Below are 25,868 nucleotides of genomic sequence, written 5' to 3' on the forward strand. Positions count from 1 at the left end.
GTCGGCGCCAGCCGGCTCACGCCACAGGCGTGCTCATTTTATGCGGGTGTCAACGCGACGGTGGGACATGTCCCACCTCGCGGCCGGTCGGGCTGTCAGACGGCACCGGCGTTGAGGTGAGACAGGAGCTAAAAGACGGTTGAGGCAGCAGCGCTGCCGTGCTCGCCCCATAGGGGCGCTACGTTCTGACCGGCGTCGAGATGACGCTGCATAGCGGCAACGGCATATCGGATGAGGCGAAAGGCCATATGCTTATCCGGGCTGGACTGGTGCTCGATAAGCACGTGCACGTAACCGTCAGCGCCGGTGGTGGTTTTCAGGCTGTAGAGCACGTCGCTGAAATACTGGCGCAGATCATCTTCGACAAAGGAGCCGGACTCCAGCTTCAGCGTGCTGAGGTCACAGATGGCCCGCAGTTCGGCCGGCAGATGGATATCCATGAAGTCGCGGGCTATTTCGGGTTGCGTCAGAAATTGCCGGAAAGTTGCATCATGGGGCGTTGGATTTTTTTTCATGAGGCTATCGTAACATGTTCGGTCGCCGGCTCACTATGGTTGAGCGAAGGCTTCACCCGTTCTCCGGGCAGGATAGCGTCGGGATGTTGTCAATACCGATTGAATTCTGACCCACCCTGCCAAAGTAAAACTGACCCACCCCCTTTGAATTACCCGAGAGCTGTTGCTTTCGTTTTCTTCTGAAGTTGGCCGCTTTTCAGCTTATCTTTCAGTCGATAGCTTTGACCGGTGATTTGCGCAATATGCGCATGGTGAAGCAGCCGATCTAACATTGCCGCCGTCAGCGTCTCGTCATCACCAAACGTTCCGGACCACTGCGTAAACGGCAGGTTGCTGGTTAGGATCACGCTGCCTGACTCATACCGTTTAGCAACTACCTGGAAGAACAGGTTCGCCTCCATTTTACCGAACGGCAGATAGCCCACTTCGTCGATGATCAACAGCTTAGGTTTACCTACGACGCGGTTCAGGTAGCCCTTCAGGTCACCCTGACGGTGTGACGCCATCAGTTGCAGCATCATGTCGGCGGCTGTAATGAACCGGATGCTTAAACCCGCCATCGCGGCTTTATAGCCAATGGCCGTCGCCAGGTGCGTCTTGCCAACGCCTGAAGGCCCGAGCAGCACAACATTCTCCTGACGTTCGATAAATGCCAGACCTGCCAACTCCTGGATCTGGCTTCGTGGAACGCCGCTGGCATAGGCGTAATCGAACTGCTCCAGTGTTTTTATCACCGGCAGGCCTGATAACCGCAAAATGGTCTGGCGACGCCGTTCGTTCTGGCCGTCGTGCTGGAGTTGTAAGACGGCTTCCAGGAAGTCGGCATGCGTGCCGCTGTTGTCGATAGTCGTCTGCGCCACACCCGGCCACTCTGCCGGCAGGCGGTCGAGCTTGAGTTGTTCGCAGAGCACGGCAATACGATCATGCTGAAGGTTCATGCTGGCACCTCCAGCAAGGCCTGGTACGTTGCCAGAGGATGTTGCAGGCTCTCGGTCGGCACCGGACGCTGGCTGAGCGCTGGGACAGGCGCAGGCAATGCCAACATCACCTTCGGTAACGGCAGTAGCGCAGCCCGCTCGCGCGGCATGCGCTGCTCAGGCGGTACGCCTGTGGTGCCATGCACTCGCGTGTTCGCAACGGTGATCAGCCATTCGCCGATGCGTGCGTTGGCAGCAGGGACATCCAGTACCAGCCCGGCCTGCCGGAAGGTCGCGGTAAGGGGTACGATAAAGCTGTTCTTGAGGTAATGGTTAAACCGCTCAACCTTACCCTTGGTCTTGGCGCGATAAGGTCGGCAGACCTTGGGGGTAAAAGCATACTTCTCAGCGACATGCATTAACTGTGGGTTCCAACGATGCTTGCCGGGGCCGTAGACGTCGCGCTCAATGATGATGGCCTTGGCGTTATCGAACAGCAGCTGATGCGGCGTCCCGCCGAAGAACTGGAGCGCAGACTCAATGCCGTCACACCAGGCAGCGGAGTCCTGGTTGCTGTAAAACTTGACGAAAGTCGCGCGGCTCCAGCCCAGCGTGGCAACGAAGGCCAGTAGCGGGTTATGGCCGAGCCTGATGATGGTGAAATCAACCTGCATCTGAAAGCCCGGCTCGGTCTCGAAGCGCGTTACCTGGGGTTGTACGCCGGAACCCCAGAAAATTCCGTCACCAAAGCTAAAGCCCATATGATTTGCATGACTTTGAATAAATCACGGGTTATGTGACAACAATCAGCGTCAGAATCGTTGTTTTAATGATTGTCACTCAACCGGTCGTTTACGTTACAACCCACGCCGTTAGGCGTTGCGGAGAAATCTGGGGTTCTGGCGTAGAACCCCAACATGATGGATAAGGCATGCCAGAGGGGCATCAGCTGCGCAGCTTGCGTTACTGTTGATAGCCCTATCTAGCATCTTCTGAAGCTCAAACATTGAGTAGAGGTTAACCTATGTTGAGCTGTACGAAAAATGCGCTTAACGAATGGAAGGGACTTCCCCTGGATATGCACCTGGTTAAATACTGTGCAATCATGGGGTAAACATAGCCCAGAGGGATTCGTTATGACCATCACTACTGTCGGTATCGATCTTGCTAAAAATGTGTTCGCTGTTCACTGTGTTGACCAAAATGGCAGAACTGTTCTGGTTAAACCCAAAGTATCACGTGCTGCACTTCCTGAGCTGATTGCAGGTTTACCTCCTTGTGTTATCGGGATGGAAGCATGCTCCGGTGCTCATTACTGGGCAAGACTGTTCCGGCAGTATGGTCATGAACCCCGTCTGATGGCGGCAAAGTTTGTTTCTCCTTATCGCATGGCTGGTAAATCAGGAAAAAATGATGCAGCTGATGCTCAGGCTATCTGTGAAGCCGTCCGTCGCCCGCATATGCGGTTTGTGCCCGTGAAGGATGAGAGCCAGCAGGCGATGCAATGCCTTCACCGTACCCGGCAAGGCTTTATCGAAGAGAAAACAGCAACATATAACCGATTAAGAGGCTTAATATCTGAATTTGGCATCATCGCTCCACAGAGTACAGATGCCCTGCGCCACATCGTGTCTGAACAGAAGAACTCCTTGCCGCTTCAGGTTCAGCAATGCATTGATGATTTGCTGGAACACATTAATCGCATTGAAGATAACATCGCTGAATACGATCGGATCCTGTCTCGTATGGCCAAAGCTGATCACCGCAGTCAGAGGTTGATGGAGCTGAAAGGGATTGGCCCTACAACGGCATGTGCGCTGGTCGCCAGTATCGGTAATGCGCATGATTTCAAGAATGGGCGCCAACTCGCAGCCTGGCTCGGACTTACGCCATCGCAGTACAGCAGTGGCGGAAAATCAAAGCTTGGCAGGATAACGAAAGCGGGCGATTCGTATCTGCGAACGCTACTGGTTCAGGGTGCCCGTTCGGTTCTGATTGGTGCTGAAAAAAGGACTGACTCATTCAGTCGTTGGGTTTGCTCGCTAATTGAGCGAAGAGGATACTGGCGTGCCGTTGTCGCCATCGCTGCCAAAAACGCAAGGCTGTGCTGGGCATCATTGCATTACGGTGATGATTTCAGGTTGTACTCGGCCAGTTAAAGCACGAAGCAGCAGTATAACCATCTGACCTGCAACTCGTTGATGATAAAGGGTTAGACCCCGTGAGGTATATCTGATTATTGTACAGGATATACTTATCCGTTTACCGAACGAGAGCCTCACGAGCGTCTTTCATCAGGGTCCGAATCGATAGCGATTCATCATGGCCGTTTATAGTACCGCAGTCTCTCCCCTTTATTTTTAACTGTTGTGCAGACAGAAACCGTAACCACCGGCGTTGACATGCCGGGGAAGTCCTTATAGTACAATAATTCTCGATATCCAAACTGACCCCTTATCAGGACGCTAACGCGGAGATACGCCCGGTCTTCGACCGGACCACTCCGACAGCGCAAAAAAATGTTCTGTGGCACTGTTAGTGGCTTTCGCTCTCCAGGGTGAGGGATGGGTGCGGTGAAACCTATCAACCCGGAACCGGCTGCGCCGGGCTACCGGCGCCCCTAGGCTATGGCGTAATCTTTGGTTAATGCTGGCGCCTGTATGCCCTGGCGGGCATTTGCTTTACGCCGTGGGCGCACAACGGCTTGTGCCAGCCTTCAAACCCCATTAATGAGGGTGGAAATTTAATGTTATGATGGGTTTCGTAACACAAACAACCGATTGCGAGCCATTACAATATGCGTATACCTGAAAACACCATTTTATCGCCCCTGCACAACGGTGGGTGTATTAAAACTTTTTACCGACGTTCGGCACGGAGTCCCCGTGAATCAACCTCAGTGCTGGCCGACGGTTATGTCCTGGAATTGCCCGGTGATGAGGGGGAAGTTATTCTGAGTCATGCCGATTTTTTGTCTGTGAAAACGAAATTGGCGGAAACAGAAACCTGGGAGCAGGTGGTCGGCAACATACTTTTTGGGGGCAGTACGTGGACAATTCGCCCTGACGTTTCTTAGACTGCGTATTTGGAGTGGTAAAGTGGGTGTTCTGTGCCGGAATCGCCGAAATTTCCGGCATTACAAATTAGTCGATTTTTGAAGCATAGGAGGTGAACATGGCAGGTTCCCAAAATAGTAATAGCGAGGCAAACAAATTGCTTTATATTCTCATGTTCATTGGAGTTATCCCGTTGATAATTATCTTTGGAGTTTATTTGCACAATCCAGAGTCTCAACTGCTAAATAATATAGCAACCAGAACAGGCAGTCTTCCAGCAGTCCTATCATCCAATAACCAATTAATGACAAAAGTCATGGATGTTTATTGCAAGAGTGCGCCACTACTTGCTTTATTATTATTTTCATTGTCGATAAAAAAACGGCGATTAATTAAAATAACCAATAGAGGGATACTGATAAGATCATGTTTGCTTAGCCCCTTTGTTTACTTGTTTTTTATTTATATGTTTTTATTTAGAAGTTTAGAATTAACAACTGCTGGGAGGCCCGTTCGGCTCATGTCAAGTCATGATATTACCTTGCTATTATTTTATATTTTCTTATATCTTTCCATTTTTTTATTGACTTATGGAATCCTTTACATCCCAGTAATAGCTTACAAACTATTTAAAGAAAGACGGTAAGCCCGTCTTTCTTTATTATTTATTAATGGGCAGGTTTAATAATCTCATTATTAATATATTCCACAGCATTATCGTCAATCAGAGCTGCAACGGTACCTGCAACAATAATACCCATAATCCCCACAGTTACAGCGGGAATCCCAGCCGCTAACAAAGCGGCACCTAGTGTCGCTGAAAAAATCGTCAGTGCCACACTGGCAGCTACCCCACTAAGCACCCAGGATTCCACTTCCAGCATCAACGGAGCCCAGTTTCCGGTCTCATACCCCTCAATGCTTTTCTCCCGTACCTTCTCGACCTTCAGGGCCACACTTGCCACTGCAAAGGCTTTACTTAGATTCTCGAGTTTTTTTGCCGTATCATTCGCTTTGAAACTCTTCCAGGCATTAACAATCGCGTCTTTATCGCCTTTGTTAATTTTCACTCCCGGATTGGACAATATTTTATTCAGGGATTTCATTGCGTCATCGTAGCTGCGGAGCTTCTTACCCTGGAAGTTCTTAATTTCATCCGCAATTTCTTTTGCTACCACCTTATATTTTTCACCAAGATGCTTGCCGACTTTCTCCCCCATATCAGCAATGATTTCACTGGCTTTGATTAATGCCTCTTTCTCATCTTTTGTTTTTTTAGCTTCCGCATCTGCTTTTGCCTTGGCTTCTGCGTCTGCTTTCGCTTTAACTGCGGCCTCCTCATCAGCCTTTCGCTTAGCCTCTGCCGCTTCCCGCGCCTGGCGTTCAGCTCGCAAATTATTCAATCGATTCTCAGCCTCTGTTTTTTCTCGCTGAGCTTGTTCAACTCGTTGCTGCGCCTGATTGGCCTCATTTCTCGCTTGGTTGGCTGCATTACGCTCGCGATCAATATCACCTTGTTTAGCATCAGCCTTTTGTTTTTCTAACTCTGATTGTCGATGCAATTGCATGGCAGTCTGGTATCGAGCACTAGAAGTGTCGCTCATTGCCCCCGTTTTAAGAAATTTATTAAATTCGTCATTTAGACGTTGTTGTTCCTGACGAATGGCATTCTGTTCATTCTGAATATTATTAGCGGCACCATCATGTTGGCCTGTCCTTTGATCCGCATTATTTTTATCTTGCTGCGCTTGGTTAATACGCTGCTGCGCTTCATTTATTTTACGCTGAGCAGCTTCTTCCTGATGTTGAGCATCCCACTCAGCCTGTTTTCGTTTGGCTTCCTCCTCCGCCTTTCGTTTAGCCACGGCTTCCGCATCCGCTTTTGCTTTTGCCTCGGCAGCGGCTTTTTCTTTCGCTTTTTTCCTCTCGTTCAAATAAGCCCACACTTGCTGCGACGCACGCTCTTTATCGCTGTTACGTGCGGACGTGTTACCACTTTCTCGCCCTGACTCAAAGAAGGTACCTTTAATTTTACCATTTCCATCGACAATAACAGAATAGGTGTTATTCCCTACTCGAGAATAATATTGGTGCTTATCTGCGTTATCACCAAATAGCTGGCCACCATCAGCTACATTAGGATAGCCAGGTAGACCATTTAATTGCTTGCCGCCTTTATTTTCTCCGGCCGATTTATCCCCGCCTTTATTGCCATTTCCACTATCACCGCCCCAGTGGATACCGCTATCTTTACCAGGATTCAAACTATGCACCCCGTCGATATGCACATCCCCCATGCCTGGGATGTTAGTATCCATAGAACCACCAGACCCTACATTAGGCCCTTGCCCTGTAGAACCACCTTTTACGCCACCGGTTGGGCCACGGCTATCTTTTCCATCTCCGCCACTCATAATCAGTACTCCTTGTATAGGTTCTATATGTAAATTACGTCAGACACTGTATGCATATACAGTTTGGCTAACTTAAAAGCATTTCTCTCTCGTGTCAATGAATGAGAGTTATTCCCATTTGTGTGGTGCTCCACACAACATGCCATGCAGAGAGTTTCTTTTGAGTATCCCTGGGGTTTTAAACGAGAACCCGCCAAAATTTTGATTTTCTATTTAAGACGAACGACAGGTACGTCCGCCAGCCGTGTGGTCCAGGCCGGCGACAGTCGCTGTCGTTTCAACGTCTAGGAATTTCAAACCTCCAGAGGCCGCTCTGGAACGTCAACTGTGGGGCTAAAATCCTTATAATTCGCCGGCGGGCGGCATAAAGGTGATAGATTTTCAATACGTTAGCTTGCTTTTTGTACGGATTTCCTGAATGCAGGCGGATCTTTCCTGCATCAACCAACGTAACGCATTCGTGCTATCTCTCCGGCATTCGAGACCAGCACCGCCAATCGAGTTGCACCAAGCGCACGGCTGAATTCCATCCGGGCACCGCACAGCAGGCAACTGTAAGGATCTGTCTTCAGCAATCTCTGGCTCAACGAGCGATGAGTGATCGTCACTACTTTTATCTCTTCTTCCTGGCCCAACGCCTTTTTTACCCGTGGAAGTTGTCTGCTCACCACACGGTTAGCCAAAAATCCGAAGTAGCGGATCATGCGGAAGTGTTTCTCAGGTATATGTTTTATCAACCTTAATATCAACTCATGCTGACCTAACGTCAGACTTTCATGCTGCCCGGTACGGTGATCAAGAAAACGCAGCGTGATCCGGCTTTCGCCATCGTAATGGGCCAGACGGGCCCCCGATACCGGCAGCTTTTTCAGATAGCGGCCCAGGTAATTTGCTGTCTGACGAGCGTGCTTTGTCGGTTTCGCAAAATAAACGTGCCAATAGGTCTCGCCTTTTTCATTTTTCCCCTGGCTGAGCACGAAACGTTTCCACTCGTCGTAGTCCCGAATGTGCACCAGCGCCATCGGCAGCGAGAGAGAGTCCCAGGCCTTCAGTAAAAACTGGCGCACATTCCATATCCAGCGTGCCCTGACCTTCGGCAGAGCAAACGCCATCGCCTTCCAGGCTCCGTGCTCATTAAGGCCGCCAGTGGTCCATGACAGGTGAATATGGCAATTCCAGTTGAGTTGGCGACCGTAGGTGTGCAACGCCCCGAAGATGCCGATGATCAGCCCCTTCTTCTGGGCTGCATACAGCAGGTTGTCGGCGGCCAGGGCAAACAGAGCACCAAGGAGCCAGCGGTTGCTCTCAAACAGCGGCCACAAGGTATCGGGCAGGGTGAAAGTCCCGTGCTGGCACGGCGTATCCGGCAGACGTGCCATCATGGTGGCAATCCACAGGTCAGTGGCCTTTTTCCCGCATGTCGGGCATCCGCGGCCGTTGCAGCTCTGGTGAACAAACCGGTGGTGTGTGCAATCAGCGTTACTGCAATGAAATTCGCGGGAACCCATCAGTGGCGTACCGCAAGCCAGCATTTTGGTAATAACCTCGACTTCGACCGACCGTACTGGATGGTTGTCCATGATGTCGGCCCAGGCACCGTTGCGCTGGAAGAGCGCCTTCATGGGCCTCGGCTGAAAGGTGTTGTCACCAGACCGGGCCATCGGCATGCATCGCGGCTTCGGTTTCATAGAGGTCGAATCGGCGGCAGTCATGGCAGAAGGCGACGAAATGGTAGGGAGAATCGGGGAACAGACGGTAAAAGGTTTCCCAGAAGCACTGGGTGCAGGAAGGGTTATTACCGTCAACAAATTCTTTGAAAACAGTTTGATAAGAGTACTGGTTTTGGCGGGCGACGTCTTTTAGCGCCTGCTTAACCATTTTTGTATGAATTTGCTGATGTTCGGGGGAATGGGACACTGCGCTTACCTGCGGTTGAGTCGTTTCAGAACGTCACCATTTTGCCATACATCGATTTGCAGCCGCTAGGCTGCTTCGTTCATATGTGCATCAGCATACCGCCAAAGTACTCGGTATCGACAATCGTCGGCTATCTAAAGGGGAAAAGCGCGATAGCGATAGCCCGACACTTTGGCCGAGGTAAAAACTTCACGGGCGAAGTTTTCTGGGCGCGAGGCTATTTTGTTTCAACAGTAGGTTTGGATGAGGCCACGGTCAGGGCTTACATACGCAACCAGGAACGAGAAGACGAACGTAGCGCCCCTATGGGGCGAGCACGGCAGCGCTGCTGCCTCAACCGTCTTTTAGCTCCTGTCTCACCTCAACGCCGGTGCCGTCTGACAGCCCGACCGGCCGCGAGGTGGGACATGTCCCACCGTCGCGTTGACACCCGCATAAAATGAGCACGCCTGTGGCGTGAGCCGGCTGGCGCCGACGCACTTTTCCTGCCCACTGCCGCCCTGTAGACTCTGCACCATGTATATTCCGCGTCCCGCAAAGCTGCTGTTCCAGCATGACGATGGCTGGAGCCGCTATCTCGACAAACACGGTGACACCCTCAGCGACTGGACCAAACTCGCCGTCGAGCGCATGCTCGCCTGCGGTACCTGTGCCATGGGAGTACGCCGCTACTGCTGCGCCTCACCGGACTGCACCCATGCCCGCTTCTTCTGCCAGAGCTGCAAATCAAAAGCCTGCAGCAGCTGCGGCCTCAAGGCCACCGAGCAATGGATTGCCGAGCAGCAGCACATCCTGCCCGACTGCGACTGGCAACACATCACCTTCACCATGCCGCACCTGCTGTGGCCGTTCTTCAATAACAACTGGCTCCTGCTCAATGATCTGTTTCGCTGCGCCACCCGCGCCATGCTCCGCTGGGCTCGCCAACAGGGGATCGAAGTCGGTATCTTCTGTGCGCTCCATACCTACGGCCGGCAGCTCAATCAGCACCCGCATATCCACGTCTCCGTCACCCGCGGCGGCCTCGACATCAAACACGGTACCTGGCGGCAGCTGTTCTTTAAAAAGAAAGAGGTCGAGCAAATCTGGCGCAACACCGTGGTTTACCTGCTGCGCGACAACTACGCCCAAATCAACCCTGGAGGCCTGCCGGGCCTCGGTCATATCCGTAATGAAGATCGGTGGCGCCGTTATCTGCATGCGCAATATCGCCGCGCCTGGAAAGTGCATTTTGCCAAAAAGACGCGCGGTGCCTGGCGCAGCGTCAACTACCTCGGCCGGTACCTGAAGCGCCCGCCGGTGGCCGCTTCTCAGCTGCGACACTACCGCGGCGGTGCCGTGGTCCATCAGTATTACGATCACCGCACGCAGAAACACAAACGCCAGAAAATCAGCCAGGAGGAGATGCTGCAGCGTTACGTCAGCCATATCCCGGCCCGACACTTTAAAATGGTGCGCTACTACGGCTTTCTGGCCAACCGCAAGCGCGGTTCGCTGCTGCCGAAGGTCTACGACGCGCTGGCGATGACGGTACGGGAAAAACCGAAGCGACCCGGATTTGCAGTGCTGATGAAAGGCTTCCTGGGTACCGATCCGTACCAGTGCATCCTGTGCAAGGGCCGGTTGCGTTTTACCGGTGCCGTGGCGGGCGAGCACGCCACCAAACTGCTCTCTGACCGGCTGCAGCGGATGGCGAAAAAACGATGGCTTCAGACCCCTTCTCTGGATAAGTGCGCCTGAAAAATAGGTTTTAGCTTAAAAACACGGCAAAACTTGCATTTTCCCGCATTACTTTGCGACAGGCTGCACCATATGAGGTTCTTCCTTGACACGGTTCATGGTTAGGGAACCCAATAAGGGTCGATTGAGTTTCCTAACCATGAACAGATATGCGTGAATTGACGATTCATGAAGTTGAGGATGTCAGCGGCGCGGGCATCATTCAGGATGTTCTGACATGGGGCGGCGCAGCCATTGGTGGAACAGTAGGTACCGCTGTAGGCTCGACCGCCGCAGGGCTGGCTGGTGCTGCCGTAGGTACTATTGTACCCGTTGTCGGAAATATTATCGGCGGTGGTGCCGGAGCGGGTATCGGCGGAACGATCGGAGGCATCGTCGGAGCGGGTATTGGAAGCGTGACTGCCCATACTGCCGGTGCAGTCATTGAAGGTGCCATCGGTGGATTCTTTGGCAGTATTTCTCATTCGCAAGCTGCCTGAACTCGTAAAACAAGCCCTGCACTTAGGTGCAGGGCTTGTTTTATATTGTACCGGCTGGATTTAGGGTAATGACCCTGTCTGCTGAAGCAACTGTTGATTCCCTGTGTGCAATAATGATCCGCGTAATATGAAGCCCTTTGATCGCCTGATTGACGGCGCTTTCACTTTCCTTATCCAATGCACTGGTGGCTTCATCCAGAAATAACAGCGCCGGTTTCTTGTAAATAGCCCTGGCAATAAACAACCGCTGTTTTTGGCCGCCAGACAACCCTTCTCCCAATTCACCGATTAAGGTTTCGTATCCCATCGGCATCTTCATAATGACGTCATGCAGATAGCTGGCTCGGGCGCACGTCTGCATCCATTCATCATCAACATTGTCTGAGAACCCGCAGATATTTTCACGAATGGAGCCGGAGAACAGCTTGTCATCCTGCATCACGCAGGCAATCATCTTATGGTAATTATTAATTCCCAGTTGTTGAATATCAACGCCGTTGACTTCCACGCGTCCACTGTCAGGAGGAAACAAACCGCACAGTACTTTCATCAATGTCGTTTTCCCCACTCCCGATGGCCCCACTATAGCAACGCTCTCTCCAGGCTGAATAACGAGATCCAGCTTGCTGAAAACAGGGGGGGATTGGCTGTCATAGCGGTAGCTGAGAGCCTGTGTGGTCAGCGCAGCCGGTTGCATTTTCGCTTCGTAGGGAAGGTCAGGCTTACGGTTCTCCCGTGGATGCAGAGCTATATCAGCAATACGCTCGTTATGCAGGCTCATCATGCGAAGCTGAAGTAAAAACTCGGTCAATGAACCGATCCTGTCTGAAAACTGTCCACGGAACACACCGAAAGCCACAAACATACCAATGGTCATCTGATTATCGATAACCAGACTGGTGCCCAACCACAGAATAACTATCTGGTCACAGGCTGCCACGAAGGTGTTGATCCCGCCAAACAGCATATCCATTTTGGTAACCCGTATGCCGGTGTTAATGGCATCTATTTCCAGATTAAGCCAGTTTGCGCTGCGCCTTTCCGCCATGCCTTGCATTTTGACCGTAGCGATCCCGTACAAGGTTTCCATGAAGTACGAACCTGCCCGTGCCTTCCTCACCAGTGACTCTTCAGACAGTTGCCGATAGTAACCATATGTCAGCAGACGAAGCAGTACATACAGGGCTGTGAATGCGATCACCACCCAGGTCAGCCAGCCGCCGTATAACACCATCATCACCAGTACGCCAATGACCATGATACTGTCCATAATGGCGCCGACGATACTGGTCGTAAACGTGTTTCGCAACGTGTCCAGAGAACCGAAACGTGACTGGATATCCCCCAATTTTCGCCGCTCAAAATAGTTAAGCGGTAGCCGCATCAGGTGGTTAAACAGCCCGGACTGCCATTGAACGTTGATGAGCGTACTCATTACCAATGATGACCACGCACGCACCATACTGACCGCGGCTCGTAGCAAGATAAACAGCATTAATCCTGCACAAATGAGAGTAAGCAAGCCATGATCGCCTGCGGGGATCGCGTGATCCATCACCAGTTGCGTACCGACCGGCATCACCAGGTTAATCGTTTCTATCACCAGTGAAAGACTAAATATTTTGCCGAGCGTCCATTTAAGGCCGTGCACACTGCCTGTCAGCGTGCCAAGACTGAACGTGTTGCGAACAGTATTTGCGTTAAACGCACTGCCCGGCCAGACTTCAAGTGCCACACCGGTAAAGCTGGCCGACAATTCTGACAGGCTGACAGTACGCCGCCCACGAGCAGGATCATGCAATACGACACGATTTTGTCCAACGCTTACCAACACGACAAAATGATTGAACTCCCAGTGGAGGACGCACGGCATCTTCAGCGCACCGAGTTCATTGATGTCTAGGGATAAAGGGCGAGTGGATAGCCCAAGTTGGTCGGCCATACCAATCAACCCGGCCAGAGTGGTGCCGCGCGCTGACAAATTGAATTGTTGTCGCAATGCAATCAGATCGACATTCTTGCCATAGTGCCCGCAGATCATCGCCAGGCAAGCCAGACCGCATTCCGATGCTTCGGTTTGATGTACCAAAGGCATTCGTTTGAAAAGATGTATGTCCAGCTGATTAACCAGGCGTTTAAAAGAAAAATTAGTCATTGACCGGTCCCGTAGCGCTTTGTTTCATGTCGTAGAAAGGTGACAGCATCCATTGATAAACTTTTCTCTTTTCCAGAAACAGGGTGCTTTGCGCCTTCATACCGTTTTCCAGACTGAGGCGTTTACCATGGTAGGAAATAGCCTGCTTTTCTGGTCGTACAATCACTTTGTAATACGGTATGGCGGCGGTCAGCGCCGCTTTCGGTGCGCCCTGGTAAGTCTGCATTTCCTGCGGTGAAGCCGGAACTTTGGAGATGACGGATACCGTTCCGGCGAACTGACCGAATTTCTCCGCCGGGAAAGCGTCATAACGCACATTGACCCTATCGCCAGTGGAAATATAGGGGATGGCATCGTTAGGCACCCACAGCACCAGTGCATAGTGGTCTACCTTGTCAGGAAGCATTTGCAACAGGCTGTCGCCGACGTTCACCATCTGACCAACGGTGACGCTCAATGAATCAACGCGTCCTTCGGATAATGCGCGTACAATGATCACCCCGCTTGCATCAATATTCAGCAGTTCCTTTTGCAGCTCGTAACGTTGCAGTTCCATCTGGTAAATCTGATTATCAAATTCTGCAGCCTGAGTGTGGATCTGACTTTCCAATGCAGTGATCTGCAGCGCATTCTGCTCGTTCTGTCCGCTCAGACCCAGCAGGTTATTTTGTTGCTGGTAATACAGCGCAACCTGATTGGTGAGCTGATCCTTGTTGATCAGTCCTTTTGCCTGATAATGTCGGTAATTCTGCATGTTCTCCTTCATGATGCGTATCCCTTCCTGAGCCCTGCGAAGGATATTGGTGGAGCGTTCAAACGCTGCTGTATATTGCGCTTTCTGTTTTTCCAACATTGCGAGGGTGGCCCGTTTATTGTCCTCCAGACGACTGATGATTTGTGCAATACGGGCCTGTTGACTATTTATATCCCGGCGCTGATTGTCACTGACCACACCGCTGCGGGTACTCTTGCTGACGTCAATTTGATAGATAGGGGTGCCGGCAGTGATGAGCTGGCCTTCAGTGACTAATTGTTTTACCACCACCCCCTGGACGGTAGAGTAAACGTTGGCAGCACGCGGGTAGGAGGTGATCTCGCCGGTTACGGTTGCTCGACGGGTGTAGGTACCGGCGATAATGAAAGTAAGAAATGCAACGATAAAAAACAGGCAGAGTCCTGTCGTGAGCCAAAAGGGAATGCCGGGCAACAATAATGCCCGTCCCCGCCATTTCATTTTCTGATGGTTAATCGCTTCCTGGCGAAACACTGTCTGCCTTCCTTATCATATTGATTGAAATAAGATTATAATCTTAAGAGGTTTTTCATGCAAAATATAATAGTTGACTGATTTGCTTTGAGGTGAGTAATAATACGTGGTTTATGTTTTGCAGTGTAATGTGGTTAACGCCATTTAAATACTAAAACTCTGAAATTCATATCTCTACTTATTGATGATTGGAAAAAATATCATGTAAATTCAACTTCTTATTATTTTAGTATTTTTTTTGCGATAACCATATAACATAATGATATATAGATAATTTTACGAGAAAGCTATAATGTTATTGACATGTAATATTTTGTCACTCAAATACTTGCAATCTAAATAGGAGCGCTGTCATGAGGGAATTATCAATTTATGAAGTTGAAGAAGTGTCCGGCTCTGCAGGATTGATAGATTTTGGTGGGTTCTCTCCTACAATCAATTTAGGGTTTAGCCCTCAGTTCGGATTTAATGCTACAGATTCATTAGGTTTCGGTGCTGGCGCTACCGGTATTGCCAACGCAGTTGAAAAGGGATACGAGTATACTGGGAATGCCATTGGTAGCACTATTGGTAAAGTTTTAGACAAGATCGGCAAGCTGTTCTAATCTAAACTGTGCAGATAAATCATTACCATGCTAAATTTTAGTTAGCATGGTAATGTAATAAATTCTTAATTTTAAGTGAGGGTGTAATATGAACCTATTAAGCAAGGAAGAAACCATCAAAATAGCAGGCGGAGTAACATTATACTTGCCTATCATTCCCATCCCAATTCCAAGCATACCACTGCCTGGTTCGCCCATTCCTGGTTTAAACAGTATTGAGTTTGGCACTTTTAAACCTGTGGTCAGTTTTTCTTTTAATCCTAAATTTGACTTTAATTCGAACAACGAGATTGGGAAGAATATTGGTAAGTTTTAGATTCTTACTGATCAAGTATTATTGATCTTTTAGGTGTTGTGGTGTTGAGCGAAGCAATGCTTAATGTGATGAGGCTCAGGCACGGATATCTCCGGTGGCATGGCTAGGCATTTTTATGAACAGGTGTTACTCTTTCCTGAGCAGCAATGAACTTATTGATCTGGATACGCAGGTTGCCTATTTGATAACGGAAAAATCTGGGGTCTAAGCGTAAAGGCCATGAAATTCCCCTTTTATGTGGATTTATGGATATGACCGCAAGAAAAATTTTAGCACAGCTTGTACCGTGATAAATATCCTTACCGCGGAGAGCTAACTCACGTCATTTAACTTCAATTCGTTACGTAAAAAATTGATTGAGTCCTCGGAGTTCTATTTTTTTCAGTGCATTAAGCTTGATGGTTAGGAAACTCAATCGACCCTTATTGGGTTCCCTAACCATGAACCGTGTCAAGGAAGAACCTCATATGGTGCAGCCTGTCGCAAAGTAATGCGGGAAAATGCAAGTTTTGCCGTGTTTTTAAGCTAAAACCTATTTTTCAGGCGCACTTATCCAGAGAAGGGGTCTGAAGCCATCGTTTTTTCGCCATCCGCTGCAGCCGGTCAGAGAGCAGTTTGGTGGCGTGCTCGCCCGCCACGGCACCGGTAAAACGCAACCGGCCCTTGCACAGGATGCACTGGTACGGATCGGTACCCAGGAAGCCTTTCATCAGCACTGCAAATCCGGGTCGCTTCGGTTTTTCCCGTACCGTCATCGCCAGCGCGTCGTAGACCTTCGGCAGCAGCGAACCGCGCTTGCGGTTGGCCAGAAAGCCGTAGTAGCGCACCATTTTAAAGTGTCGGGCCGGGATATGGCTGACGTAACGCTGCAGCATCTCCTCCTGGCTGATTTTCTGGCGTTTGTGTTTCTGCGTGCGGTGATCGTAATACTGATGGACCACGGCACCGCCGCGGTAGTGTCGCAGCTGAGAAGCGGCCACCGGCGGGCGCTTCAGGTACCGGCCGAGGTAGTTGACGCTGCGCCAGGCACCGCGCGTCTTTTTGGCAAAATGCACTTTCCAGGCGCGGCGATATTGCGCATGCAGATAACGGCGCCACCGATCTTCATTACGGATATGACCGAGGCCCGGCAGGCCTCCAGGGTTGATTTGGGCGTAGTTGTCGCGCAGCAGGTAAACCACGGTGTTGCGCCAGATTTGCTCGACCTCTTTCTTTTTAAAGAACAGCTGCCGCCAGGTACCGTGTTTGATGTCGAGGCCGCCGCGGGTGACGGAGACGTGGATATGCGGGTGCTGATTGAGCTGCCGGCCGTAGGTATGGAGCGCACAGAAGATACCGACTTCGATCCCCTGTTGGCGAGCCCAGCGGAGCATGGCGCGGGTGGCGCAGCGAAACAGATCATTGAGCAGGAGCCAGTTGTTATTGAAGAACGGCCACAGCAGGTGCGGCATGGTGAAGGTGAGGCGCAGCAGTAGCGGCGTACTCCCATGGCACAGGTACCGCAGGCGAGCATGCGCTCGACGGCGAGTTTGGTCCAGTCGCTGAGGGTGTCACCGTGTTTGTCGAGATAGCGGCTCCAGCCATCGTCATGCTGGAACAGCAGCTTTGCGGGACGCGGAATATACATGGTGCAGAGTCTACAGGGCGGCAGTGGGCAGGAAAAGTGCGTCGGCGCCAGCCGGCTCACGCCACAGGCGTGCTCATTTTATGCGGGTGTCAACGCGACGGTGGGACATGTCCCACCTCGCGGCCGGTCGGGCTGTCAGACGGCACCGGCGTTGAGGTGAGACAGGAGCTAAAAGACGGTTGAGGTAGCAGCGCTGCCGTGCTCGCCCCATAGGGGCGCTACGTTCAGGCTTGAGTATTGCGCCTACATGATCTCCAGTTGCCGAAATGAACGCGTATTTGTTTGCTTCGGCCCAGAAATTCAGTTGTTGGTAGTAAACATCTTCCAATCCGGCCCAAAATAATTTAGGAATGTTGATCTGAGTAAGTCGCTCCGAATCATAAAAACCATCGTACGAACTGATTGCATCGAAATATGCACGTACTGCTGGTTCTGTATCAGATGTAATCCAGTCAGTTAATTCAGGAGCAGTAATTTTTGCGTACGCAAAAAAGGTATCAAAATCCAGTTTTCCGTTTGGACCTTCAGGAAGGCCATTTTCAACATCCCATCCACCAATAACCAGTGAAGACAGGATGTTCGGATGGTATTTTACTAATCCCGCAGCCAGCCAGGCTCCCGAAGAATAACCTATTATATGCGCTTGGTTGCATCCTAATGCATTGATTAATAATCTTATGTTTGATGCCTGCTTTTCCTGCTCATAAAGTGAGCAGTTTGGAGATCGGAAAAAATTGTACGGTAAGCGCATTTTTTAACCAATTGAAGGGCGTAAGTGATTGATTTGACGTCAGTGGCTATCGATTTTAAGTTGTTGTTTTTTCGGCATCGCATTTAGATTATCCGATTAGAAAAAATCTACGCCAAACAGCGTATAGCGCGGGAGTACACCCTATTGCTACAGGTAAGCCTGTTCAAAAAACAGGCTTACCGAATGGAAGGGACTTCCCCTGGATATGCACCTGGTTAAATACTGTGCAATCATGGGGTAAACATAGCCCAGAGGGATTCGTTATGACCATCACTACTGTCGGTATCGATCTTGCTAAAAATGTGTTCGCTGTTCACTGTGTTGACCAAAATGGCAGAACTGTTCTGGTTAAACCCAAAGTATCACGTGCTGCACTTCCTGAGCCGATTGCAGGTTTACCTCCTTGTGTTATCGGGATGGAAGCATGCTCCGGTGCTCATTACTGGGCAAGACTGTTCCGGCAGTATGGTCATGAACCCCGTCTGATGGCGGCAAAGTTTGTTTCTCCTTATCGCATGGCTGGTAAATCAGGAAAAAATGATGCAGCTGATGCTCAGGCTATCTGTGAAGCCGTCCGTCGCCCGCATATGCGGTTTGTGCCCGTGAAGGATGAGAGCCAGCAGGCGATGCAATGCCTTCACCGTACCCGGCAAGGCTTTATCGAAGAGAAAACAGCAACATATAACCGATTAAGAGGCTTAATATCTGAATTTGGCATCATCGCTCCACAGAGTACAGATGCCCTGCGCCACATCGTGTCTGAACAGAAGAACTCCTTGCCGCTTCAGGTTCAGCAATGCATTGATGATTTGCTGGAACACATTAATCGCATTGAAGATAACATCGCTGAATACGATCGGATCCTGTCTCGTATGGCCAAAGCTGATCACCGCAGTCAGAGGTTGATGGAGCTGAAAGGGATTGGCCCTACAACGGCATGTGCGCTGGTCGCCAGTATCGGTAATGCGCATGATTTCAAGAATGGGCGCCAACTCGCAGCCTGGCTCGGACTTACGCCATCGCAGTACAGCAGTGGCGGAAAATCAAAGCTTGGCAGGATAACGAAAGCGGGCGATTCGTATCTGCGAACGCTACTGGTTCAGGGTGCCCGTTCGGTTCTGATTGGTGCTGAAAAAAGGACTGACTCATTCAGTCGTTGGGTTTGCTCGCTAATTGAGCGAAGAGGATACTGGCGTGCCGTTGTCGCCATCGCTGCCAAAAACGCAAGGCTGTGCTGGGCATCATTGCATTACGGTGATGATTTCAGGTTGTACTCGGCCAGTTAAAGCACGAAGCAGCAGTATAACCATCTGACCTGCAACTCGTTGATGATAAAGGGTTAGACCCCGTGAGGTATATCTGATTATTGTACAGGATATACTTATCCGTTTACCGAACGAGAGCCTCACGAGCGTCTTTCATCAGGGTCCGAATCGATAGCGATTCATCATGGCCGTTTATAGTACCGCAGTCTCTCCCCTTTATTTTTAACTGTTGTGCAGACAGAAACCGTAACCACCGGCGTTGACATGCCGGGGAAGTCCTTATAGTACAATAATTCTCTATATCCAAACTGACCCCTTAACGCGACAGAGCCTTTCCGGCCGGTCCGTGCTTACGCCCGCGTTCGAGTAGCCAGCTGATGTCGACGGCGACGCTTTTGGGGAATCATTTTTGCTTTTGGGCAGTGGCCAGCCAGCGAATAAGGAATAAATTTTCTGCATATGGCGTGCCGGCGATGCCATCCCCAGCGCCGCCAGGGCGCAGAACGCGAGATGGCTGAGCGCTGAAGTGGTGTTCTCTGTGGTAACGGATTCGGTTTTGTCTAGCAATGGCTACCCTGCCCGTCGATACGAAGGATTAGTGGCGGATCTGTGCCAGGTCATCAGCGGTCAGACCGGTCATTTTCATTACCGAATCGCGATCGAGCCCGCTTGCCAGCATGGCGCGGGCGATTTTCAGCGCAGCTTCGCGCTCGCCTTCCTGGCGCCCTTTTTCTTCGCCAAGCTGCAGGCCCTCAATACGTCCTTTCTGACGCCCTTCTTCTCTCAACTTTTCTGCAATTGTCATCAGTGTGTCCTCGTGTTCCGGCACCCGTGATGCCAGGGTTGATAGTAATTCGCCCGGGTTGCGGGTTTCACCAACCTGTAGCATGTAATTCATCAGGGATGTCAGCTGCTCCTGAGTAGTGTAACCGGCCAGCAGCAGCGTGACCAGCTGTTCCAGCAGGTCGGCCAGATCGCGCTGGCGAACGTGTTTTTGCAACAGCTCAAGTATGGCGACGCGGCGATGCTGCATGATTTGGTCGTCCGGAATGACGGTGACGTCGACCAGTGGGAAATCACCACCATACAGTTGGTCAGCCAGTGCCGGATCGCTGAAGCTCTGCAGCCAGCTCATCGGGTATGGGTACGGTGTTACCTGTCCATGATAGAACAGGATCGGGATCACCAGCGGCAGCTGCGTGTGACCGGCGGCCAGATGGCGCTGCATGGCCGCCACACTGTATCTCAGCAGGCGAAAGGCCATGTTTTTATCGGGGGAGCTTTGGTGCTCGATCAGTGCGTAAATGTAGCCGTCGCCATCACCCGCTTTGAGCGAATAGAGCACGTCGGAATAGTAGGCGCGCAGATCGTCCTCGACAAACGAGCCAGACTCCAGACGCAGGGTGCTCAGATCGCACGCCTTACGCAACGCCGGCGGTAGGTGAACATCCAGAAAGTCGCGGGCGGTTTCCGGGTGCGTCAAAAATTGTTTGAACAGCGCATCGTGCGCAGTGGGTGTCGTTTTCATTGTGGTATCGTAACATGATCCCTCATTTCGCCCTACCCTCGGCGAAACGGTTGGCTTTCTCACATTATAAATAATTCCAGCGATGAGTGGCTGACCATATTATGGATTAATTTTTTTTGGCATTGAGAAACGCGTCAGCCATTGATGACGATATTTTTGTGGCTAAACTACTGATCTGTTCTTCTAATGAACGTTCTCGTTTCTTTCTATGAAGAACCCTTGGTTGGGGGGCCGGTTTTTCATTGTGAGTGGGCTTAATACGGGTTAAGCTATCGGCCTGTTTTTTCTTTACGAAACTGACATTAAATACTTTTTCTGTGTCTCCCTTTTGATTTGGGAAAATAAGTGTTATTTCATCCTCAGAATCTTTGACAAGACAGGCTTTTAGGTGAGTGTCTTTAATGTCATTTTCTAACTCTGACAGCAGGTCGTTGATTTTATCATGTTCAAGAAGAATATAACTGACGCGAAATCGCTTATTAAGATTTCCGTTAACGATAACCGTCATTTTTTCTTTTTCATCAACCACTAATTCAATGTCTCTTATTGCTAACGTACCCACAATATGAGGTGTTATGACAGGCGTTATAGGCGTTTCTGTGGCGGAAGGGGAAGGCTCTATGGTTAAGCCTGGAGTGGTTATTTTTTCTTGATTGTTAACGCCATCATCACCCTTTTCTGACACAAGCTCGTAGCGACATGTAAACGTCCTTTTACCATTGTGTGTCTGTACCTTACCTTTATCCCTGCAAGAGAAAATAATGAGATTGGTGACATCATTGATGTCAATTCTCATTTTTGAAAAATCTGTTTCTTCGAAAGTAAATCTAATTTTATCGCATTGTGTTGAACCTTGGATCCTTAATCCTCCGCTGGAGGTTATTATTCCTTTTTCTATTAAAACAGGTTCCCACCCAGGCATTACTGCAGGGGGTGTTTTGTTTTTTAAAACAGACTCTGAATTATAACATGGATGAATGGGCCAGGGCGGGCCTAAAAAATCAAATAGCACTCGTGAGCCGTATGAATTTTCATAGTAGAACACATCCTTGCCACATTTTTGGCAAGAAGCATTTGGGATAGTGAATGAGATAACTGAGTCGAATTTACTCGTTGTTACTTTATGTTTGGGTGTTTTTATATATTCATGAGACAAATATTCAGCGGCGTGCTCTTCATCAACCGTGATGGGAACAACTCGCCCTCTCATTTTTCTGAATATCGTTATGCTCATTGTCCTGACCTCCCGTTATAAAAATTACTGCGGTTATACCGAGCTGACCAACGTCATCGCTAAGACATTATAGCGCCAGCCAGGCACCGATCCAGCCGCTGTTGCTGTGTTTAGCAGGGGGCATTGTTTTTCCCGTGCCGACTGACGGTAGCGCGGCGGGAAGACGAACAGGGATATGTCATGTTTGCGCAGCACTAACGTGCGGGCATGAACCGATGGACCGCCCTGGAAACGCCCTTTCCGCTTTGTGTTATTTCCGGCAACGCCCCTGCCCTGCCCCGCAGGCACAAGATGTAGCGGTTTATCAGCTGGGTTGAGCCACTACATGTTGTGTTTTAGCCCCATTCCCCCTGCCCCGCGGTGCGGGGCGGTGTCGATTATTTGCTTCCGTTTTCTGGTATATTTCCAGAAGTCGGAAAGAAAATGGATAGGCTGACCGATCACCGGCACGAATTATTTTCCGTGCGCCCTGCCCGCACGGCGGCGATAATTTACTCCAGGGCCGATCGGCGGCGGTGGCAATGCGAATTTTTGGACAGGAAACAGAGAAATTGCGCTACGTGAAATCTGGAAAACTTTCAGGGGTGTTAGTCGACAGTTTTTACGTAGCGCGATCTTCAGAAAAACAGGAGTGATTTATGTTTATGGTCATGCTTGCTGGCGAGGTGATGTTTTTTGCAGGTGCGATTATTGAGATTAACAGGAGCTGATAATGACCTATGGTTCGGCACTTGCCATTGTGGGCACGCCAGTCGGGGAAACGATCCCGATGCTTGCCCCACAAGATTACCAACGCGCACTGTCGTTGCGTTACATGGCCATGACCTACGATGATTTGCCTCGGTATTTACTGGCACCTGAAGTGGCCGGCCTCCTTCACTATTTACCCGACTGGACACAGCATTCCCTTATCAATTTACTCTGGAATACAGGAGCCCGGATCAATGAAGCGTTGGCGCTAAGGCGACGTGATTTTCGTCTCAATGTTGCGATGCCTCATGTGGTATTACGTACTGCCAAGCAACGGCGCACCGGGCGAGGCCGACCTGTGAAAGGTAAATCGGCCAACCGCACTGTTCCGCTTACCGATCCACAATTTGTGGATGAACTCCGTCGATTGTTTGCCAGTACGAAAGAAGAGTTTGAAATTGATGGTGAAACTGGAGAACGTTCGCCATGCCCCATCTGGAAAATCAGCGATCGGGGGGTTCGCAATTGGCTGATAAAAGCGGCCCATCGAGCAGACCGGGAAGGTATAAAATTCAGTGTGCCGGTGACTCCGCACGTCTTCCGGCACAGTTATGCCATGCACATGCTGTATCAGGGAACACCACTGAAAGCGGTCCAAGGGTTGTTGGGGCATGAGAAAGCGGAAAGCACCGAGGTGTATACGCGAGTTTTTGCGCTGGATATTGTTGCCAGTCGTCAGGTGCAGTTTTCCTTACCGACACAAGATGCACTCAGTTTGTTACGTCAGGCCAGCGATCTATGACAGGATCCCTGTCTTTTTTTTAAAAACAGATTGATTTAACCGTCTTTATGCAGGATTATGGTTTTTATTCATATATACTACACAAAGTAGGTGTTTAATGATTTCTGACGCTCACCAAACACAAAAAGTCGCTTTGCGTGCCGAAAAAATGCTGACGGCATTGACTGAGCAGATACACACACAGAAAGAAGAACTGCTGGAAAATCAGTATTTCCAAGTGTATGCCAAAGCTGCAGTGGCCAAATTACCAAAACTGACCCGCGCCAACGTGGATTACGCGGTGAGCGAGATGGAAAGTGGTGGTTATGAGTTCGAGAAACGAGCTGCCGGTTCGTCTACGAAGTATGCCATGACCGTTCAGAATATCGTCGATATCTATCATCACCGAGGGGTGCCAAAGTATCGTGATCGTCATCCTGAGGCGATGACGATTTTTGTCGGTAATCTGAAAGGGGGTGTCTCAAAAACGGTTTCTACCGTCTCACTGGCACATGCATTGCGTGCTCACCCTCACCTCCTTTTTGAAGATTTACGTGTATTGGTCATCGATTTGGATCCTCAGTCCTCTGCCACAATGTTTTTAAATCACACCCGAGCGGTAGGTCTGCTAGAGACAACTTCTGCCCAGGCTATGCTCCAAAATATCAGTCGTGAAGAATTGCTTAATGAGTTCATCGTGCCTTCTGTTGTCCCTGGTGTCGATGTTCTTCCGGCATCTATTGATGATGCGTTCATTGCCTCTGGTTGGGAGGTATTGTGTGCCGAGCATCTGCCCGGGCAAAATCATCACGCCGTTTTACGCGAGAACATCATTGATAAGTTGAAGTTTGATTACGACTTTATCTTTGTCGACAGCGGTCCTCACCTGGACGCATTTCTCAAGAACGCTATTGCTGCGGCTGATCTTTTGATGACGCCTATCCCCCCTGCGCAGGTTGATTTCCACTCTACCCTGAAGTATTTAACTCGCTTACCCGAGCTGATCAGCATCATTGAAACCTCAGGTTGCCCGTGTCGGTTACAGGGCAACATTGGTTTTATGTCTAAGTTATCAAACAAACCGGATCACAAGCTATGTCACAGCCTCGCGAAAGAAATTTTCGGGGGGGACATGCTTGATGCCGCACTGCCACGTCTTGATGGCTTTGAACGGTGCGGTGAGTCCTTTGATACGGTGATATCAGCTAATCCATCTACGTATGTCGGCAGCACTGAGGCTCTGAAGAATGCGCGCTCTGCAGCGGAAGATTTTGCAAAAGCAGTGTTTGACCGTATCGAATTTATCCGAATGAATTGAGGTGGCCCATGAGCACAAAACGTCAGACAATCGGGCGCACCTTTACCGCACCCGTGATTAACAATACGCTGGAGGCGGAGTCCTTCAAACAGGTTTTTACTCTGTCATCAGGCAGAAAAGCTGTATTTACCAAGGTAACTGTGCCAGCGGCGGATGTAGAAACCAAAACGTTTGTTCTCCAGGAGGTCAACGGACGTGATCAGTCTGCGTTGACGCCAGAATCACTCAAAGACATTATGCGTACCATCGCCTTGCAGCAGTTCTTCCCTGCGATAGGCGTCCGCCAGGGTGATCGTATAGAAATCCTGGATGGCTCACGTCGCCGTGCATCCGCTATGCTCAAGCGGGTTGGTCTTGATGTATTGGTTACAGATGAAGTCCTCTCGGTCACGGAAGCCAGGAAGCTGGCCCAAGATATTCAGACGGCCAGGGAACATAATATTCGTGAGGTGGGAATGCGTCTGCTGACCCTTAAACAAAGTGGGCTGACACAAAAAGAAATTGCTGAAGCCGAAGGATTATCTCAAGCCAAAGTTACGCGCGCTCTCCAGGCTGCCAGTGTTTCTGCAGAGTTACTGTCCCTTTTCCCTGTTCAGTCAGAGCTGTCATTTCCTGATTATAAAGTGCTGATAGCGGCTGAAGCGTTGCTGGCCAGCAATAAACGTTTAGCGTCAGAGCTTGTCGACAACATCCGTAGTCAAATCAGCGATATTTGCGCACAGGATTCGCTTGCATCCGATGAGGTTAAAAATAAAATCATCGTTGCAATACGTGAAGAAGCGACATTGTTAGGTGAACAAACCCAGAAAGATGCTGTTGTGACTATCCCGCTGTGGCAGTTCTCTGACAAAAACCGTTATGCCCGCAAGAAGATCCGGGGCCGCATGTTCAGCTACGAATTTAACCGCGTTTCGACTGAACTGCAAAACGCTATCGATAAAGCGATTAATGACGCCTTGGCAAAAAATTTAGAACCGTAAACCAAATTGTTCTCCATACTATTTTTGGTTCTAACTAGCTAATTATAGGGTGTTTTTTATGGGGATTTCACGATGAAATCTCCATTCGTTTCGCTTTCCTCACACCCATGTTTTCTCCTTCGATCTTCCACGAAAAGCAGTTTTTTGCTGCCCCTGCTTACCGAAATCCCTCATATATTCTCCATGCAGAAATCTATTATAACCTATTGTATTTAATATATATAAATTGAAAATTTCACGATGAAATCTCCATGTTTTCAGAAGGTGGCGGAAAGGACCTTGGTTAGGTAGGGAAGCCTACACCCGTTGCCAG

Annotated in this window: 20 protein-coding genes and 4 pseudogenes; 10 read left to right on the forward strand and 14 right to left on the reverse strand. The window is 50.0% G+C overall.

Annotation, left to right across the window (positions count from 1 at the left end):
• Positions 1-170: 170 nt before the first annotated feature.
• The 3 genes and pseudogenes from H0S68_RS24665 to istA form a co-directional block, all read right to left on the reverse strand.
• A pseudogene (locus tag H0S68_RS24665) lies at positions 171-515 on the reverse strand (Rpn family recombination-promoting nuclease/putative transposase); the annotation flags it as partial.
• Positions 516-664: 149 nt separating this feature from the next.
• Complete coding sequence (gene istB / locus H0S68_RS24670; protein WP_410529569.1) at positions 665-1,453, reverse strand: IS21-like element helper ATPase IstB; 789 nt, start codon at positions 1,451-1,453, stop codon at positions 665-667.
• A pseudogene (gene istA / locus H0S68_RS24675) lies at positions 1,450-2,139 on the reverse strand (IS21 family transposase); the annotation flags it as partial. The pseudogene istA and the gene istB, both read right to left, overlap by 4 nt.
• 429 nt (positions 2,140-2,568) lie before the next feature.
• Between istA and H0S68_RS24680 the strand changes: the two are divergent.
• Together H0S68_RS24680 and cui are read left to right on the forward strand one after the other, a co-directional pair.
• On the forward strand, positions 2,569-3,591 hold the full coding sequence (locus H0S68_RS24680; protein ID WP_410528799.1) for an IS110 family transposase: 1,023 nt from the start codon (positions 2,569-2,571) through the stop codon (positions 3,589-3,591).
• Positions 3,592-4,660: 1,069 nt separating this feature from the next.
• Positions 4,661-5,134 carry a colicin immunity protein Cui gene (gene cui, locus H0S68_RS24685; protein WP_410529634.1) on the forward strand — a complete coding sequence of 158 codons (474 nt, stop codon included), beginning with the start codon at positions 4,661-4,663 and terminating at the stop codon, positions 5,132-5,134.
• 22 nt (positions 5,135-5,156) lie between these two features.
• Here the strand turns inward: cui and H0S68_RS24690 are convergent, their stop codons facing one another.
• From H0S68_RS24690 to H0S68_RS24705, 4 genes are all read right to left on the reverse strand, one after another.
• A complete protein-coding gene (locus H0S68_RS24690; protein WP_410529570.1) occupies positions 5,157-6,902 on the reverse strand; it encodes a colicin-like pore-forming protein in 1,746 nt (581 codons plus the stop codon).
• Positions 6,903-7,111: 209 nt separating this feature from the next.
• The gene (locus tag H0S68_RS24695; RefSeq protein WP_410529635.1) at positions 7,112-7,183 is read right to left on the reverse strand and encodes a DUF4113 domain-containing protein; all 72 of its coding nucleotides are present in this window, start codon (positions 7,181-7,183) and stop codon (positions 7,112-7,114) included.
• Between the two features lie 159 nt (positions 7,184-7,342).
• Positions 7,343-8,563: an IS91 family transposase gene (locus H0S68_RS24700; protein ID WP_410529467.1), complete on the reverse strand. Its 1,221-nt coding sequence runs from the start codon at positions 8,561-8,563 to the stop codon at positions 7,343-7,345.
• Complete coding sequence (locus H0S68_RS24705) at positions 8,547-8,780, reverse strand: hypothetical protein (protein WP_410529466.1); 234 nt, start codon at positions 8,778-8,780, stop codon at positions 8,547-8,549. The genes H0S68_RS24700 and H0S68_RS24705 overlap by 17 nt, the downstream gene beginning before the upstream one ends.
• A gap of 116 nt (positions 8,781-8,896) precedes the next feature.
• On the opposite strand from H0S68_RS24705, the pseudogene tnpA reads away from it, so the two are divergent.
• Both tnpA and H0S68_RS24715 read left to right on the forward strand, forming a co-directional pair.
• A pseudogene (gene tnpA / locus H0S68_RS24710) lies at positions 8,897-9,115 on the forward strand (IS200/IS605 family transposase); the annotation flags it as partial.
• A gap of 220 nt (positions 9,116-9,335) precedes the next feature.
• Positions 9,336-10,559 carry an IS91 family transposase gene (locus H0S68_RS24715; RefSeq protein WP_410529568.1) on the forward strand — a complete coding sequence of 408 codons (1,224 nt, stop codon included), beginning with the start codon at positions 9,336-9,338 and terminating at the stop codon, positions 10,557-10,559.
• Between the two features lie 101 nt (positions 10,560-10,660).
• Here H0S68_RS24715 and H0S68_RS24720 read toward each other — a convergent pair whose 3' ends face one another.
• Genes H0S68_RS24720 through H0S68_RS24730 form a run of 3 tightly spaced genes read right to left on the reverse strand, consistent with a single transcriptional unit; the run spans position 10,661 to position 14,460 of the window.
• A complete protein-coding gene (locus H0S68_RS24720) occupies positions 10,661-11,023 on the reverse strand; it encodes a hypothetical protein (RefSeq protein ID WP_410529571.1) in 363 nt (120 codons plus the stop codon).
• A gap of 55 nt (positions 11,024-11,078) precedes the next feature.
• Complete coding sequence (locus H0S68_RS24725) at positions 11,079-13,193, reverse strand: peptidase domain-containing ABC transporter (protein WP_410529572.1); 2,115 nt, start codon at positions 13,191-13,193, stop codon at positions 11,079-11,081.
• Positions 13,186-14,460, reverse strand: coding sequence for an HlyD family secretion protein (locus H0S68_RS24730; RefSeq protein WP_410529573.1), 1,275 nt, complete (start codon positions 14,458-14,460; stop codon positions 13,186-13,188). Before H0S68_RS24730 ends, H0S68_RS24725 begins: the two co-directional genes overlap by 8 nt.
• Positions 14,461-14,813: 353 nt before the next feature.
• Here H0S68_RS24730 and H0S68_RS24735 point away from each other — a divergent pair, with 353 nt between their 5' ends.
• The gene (locus H0S68_RS24735; RefSeq protein WP_410529574.1) at positions 14,814-15,065 is read left to right on the forward strand and encodes a hypothetical protein; all 252 of its coding nucleotides are present in this window, start codon (positions 14,814-14,816) and stop codon (positions 15,063-15,065) included.
• 88 nt (positions 15,066-15,153) lie between these two features.
• A complete protein-coding gene (locus H0S68_RS24740; protein ID WP_410529575.1) occupies positions 15,154-15,381 on the forward strand; it encodes a hypothetical protein in 228 nt (75 codons plus the stop codon).
• A 539-nt stretch (positions 15,382-15,920) separates the two neighbouring features.
• On the opposite strand, the pseudogene H0S68_RS24745 reads toward H0S68_RS24740, so the two are convergent.
• Both H0S68_RS24745 and H0S68_RS24750 read right to left on the reverse strand, forming a co-directional pair.
• A pseudogene (locus tag H0S68_RS24745) lies at positions 15,921-17,008 on the reverse strand (transposase).
• A 73-nt stretch (positions 17,009-17,081) separates the two neighbouring features.
• Positions 17,082-17,759, reverse strand: coding sequence for an alpha/beta fold hydrolase (locus H0S68_RS24750; protein WP_410529576.1), 678 nt, complete (start codon positions 17,757-17,759; stop codon positions 17,082-17,084).
• 263 nt (positions 17,760-18,022) lie between these two features.
• Here H0S68_RS24750 and H0S68_RS24755 point away from each other — a divergent pair, with 263 nt between their 5' ends.
• On the forward strand, positions 18,023-19,045 hold the full coding sequence (locus H0S68_RS24755) for an IS110 family transposase (RefSeq protein WP_410529577.1): 1,023 nt from the start codon (positions 18,023-18,025) through the stop codon (positions 19,043-19,045).
• A 574-nt stretch (positions 19,046-19,619) separates the two neighbouring features.
• On the opposite strand, the gene H0S68_RS24760 is transcribed toward H0S68_RS24755, so the two are convergent.
• A complete protein-coding gene (locus tag H0S68_RS24760; protein WP_410529578.1) occupies positions 19,620-20,552 on the reverse strand; it encodes an Rpn family recombination-promoting nuclease/putative transposase in 933 nt (310 codons plus the stop codon).
• Between the two features lie 106 nt (positions 20,553-20,658).
• A complete protein-coding gene (locus H0S68_RS24765) occupies positions 20,659-21,786 on the reverse strand; it encodes a hypothetical protein (RefSeq protein ID WP_410529579.1) in 1,128 nt (375 codons plus the stop codon).
• A gap of 712 nt (positions 21,787-22,498) precedes the next feature.
• Between H0S68_RS24765 and H0S68_RS24770 the strand changes: the two genes are divergently transcribed.
• The 3 genes from H0S68_RS24770 to H0S68_RS24780 all read left to right on the forward strand — a co-directional run bounded on the left by H0S68_RS24770 (position 22,499) and on the right by H0S68_RS24780 (position 25,555).
• A complete protein-coding gene (locus H0S68_RS24770) occupies positions 22,499-23,278 on the forward strand; it encodes a tyrosine-type recombinase/integrase (protein ID WP_410529580.1) in 780 nt (259 codons plus the stop codon).
• 97 nt (positions 23,279-23,375) lie between these two features.
• Positions 23,376-24,575 carry an AAA family ATPase gene (locus H0S68_RS24775; protein ID WP_410529581.1) on the forward strand — a complete coding sequence of 400 codons (1,200 nt, stop codon included), beginning with the start codon at positions 23,376-23,378 and terminating at the stop codon, positions 24,573-24,575.
• A gap of 8 nt (positions 24,576-24,583) precedes the next feature.
• Positions 24,584-25,555 carry a ParB family protein gene (locus H0S68_RS24780; RefSeq protein WP_410529582.1) on the forward strand — a complete coding sequence of 324 codons (972 nt, stop codon included), beginning with the start codon at positions 24,584-24,586 and terminating at the stop codon, positions 25,553-25,555.
• Positions 25,556-25,868: the final 313 nt, after the last annotated feature.

The organism is Serratia sp. AXJ-M (assembly GCF_046531865.1).
Lineage (GTDB): Bacteria > Pseudomonadota > Gammaproteobacteria > Enterobacterales > Enterobacteriaceae > Serratia > Serratia liquefaciens.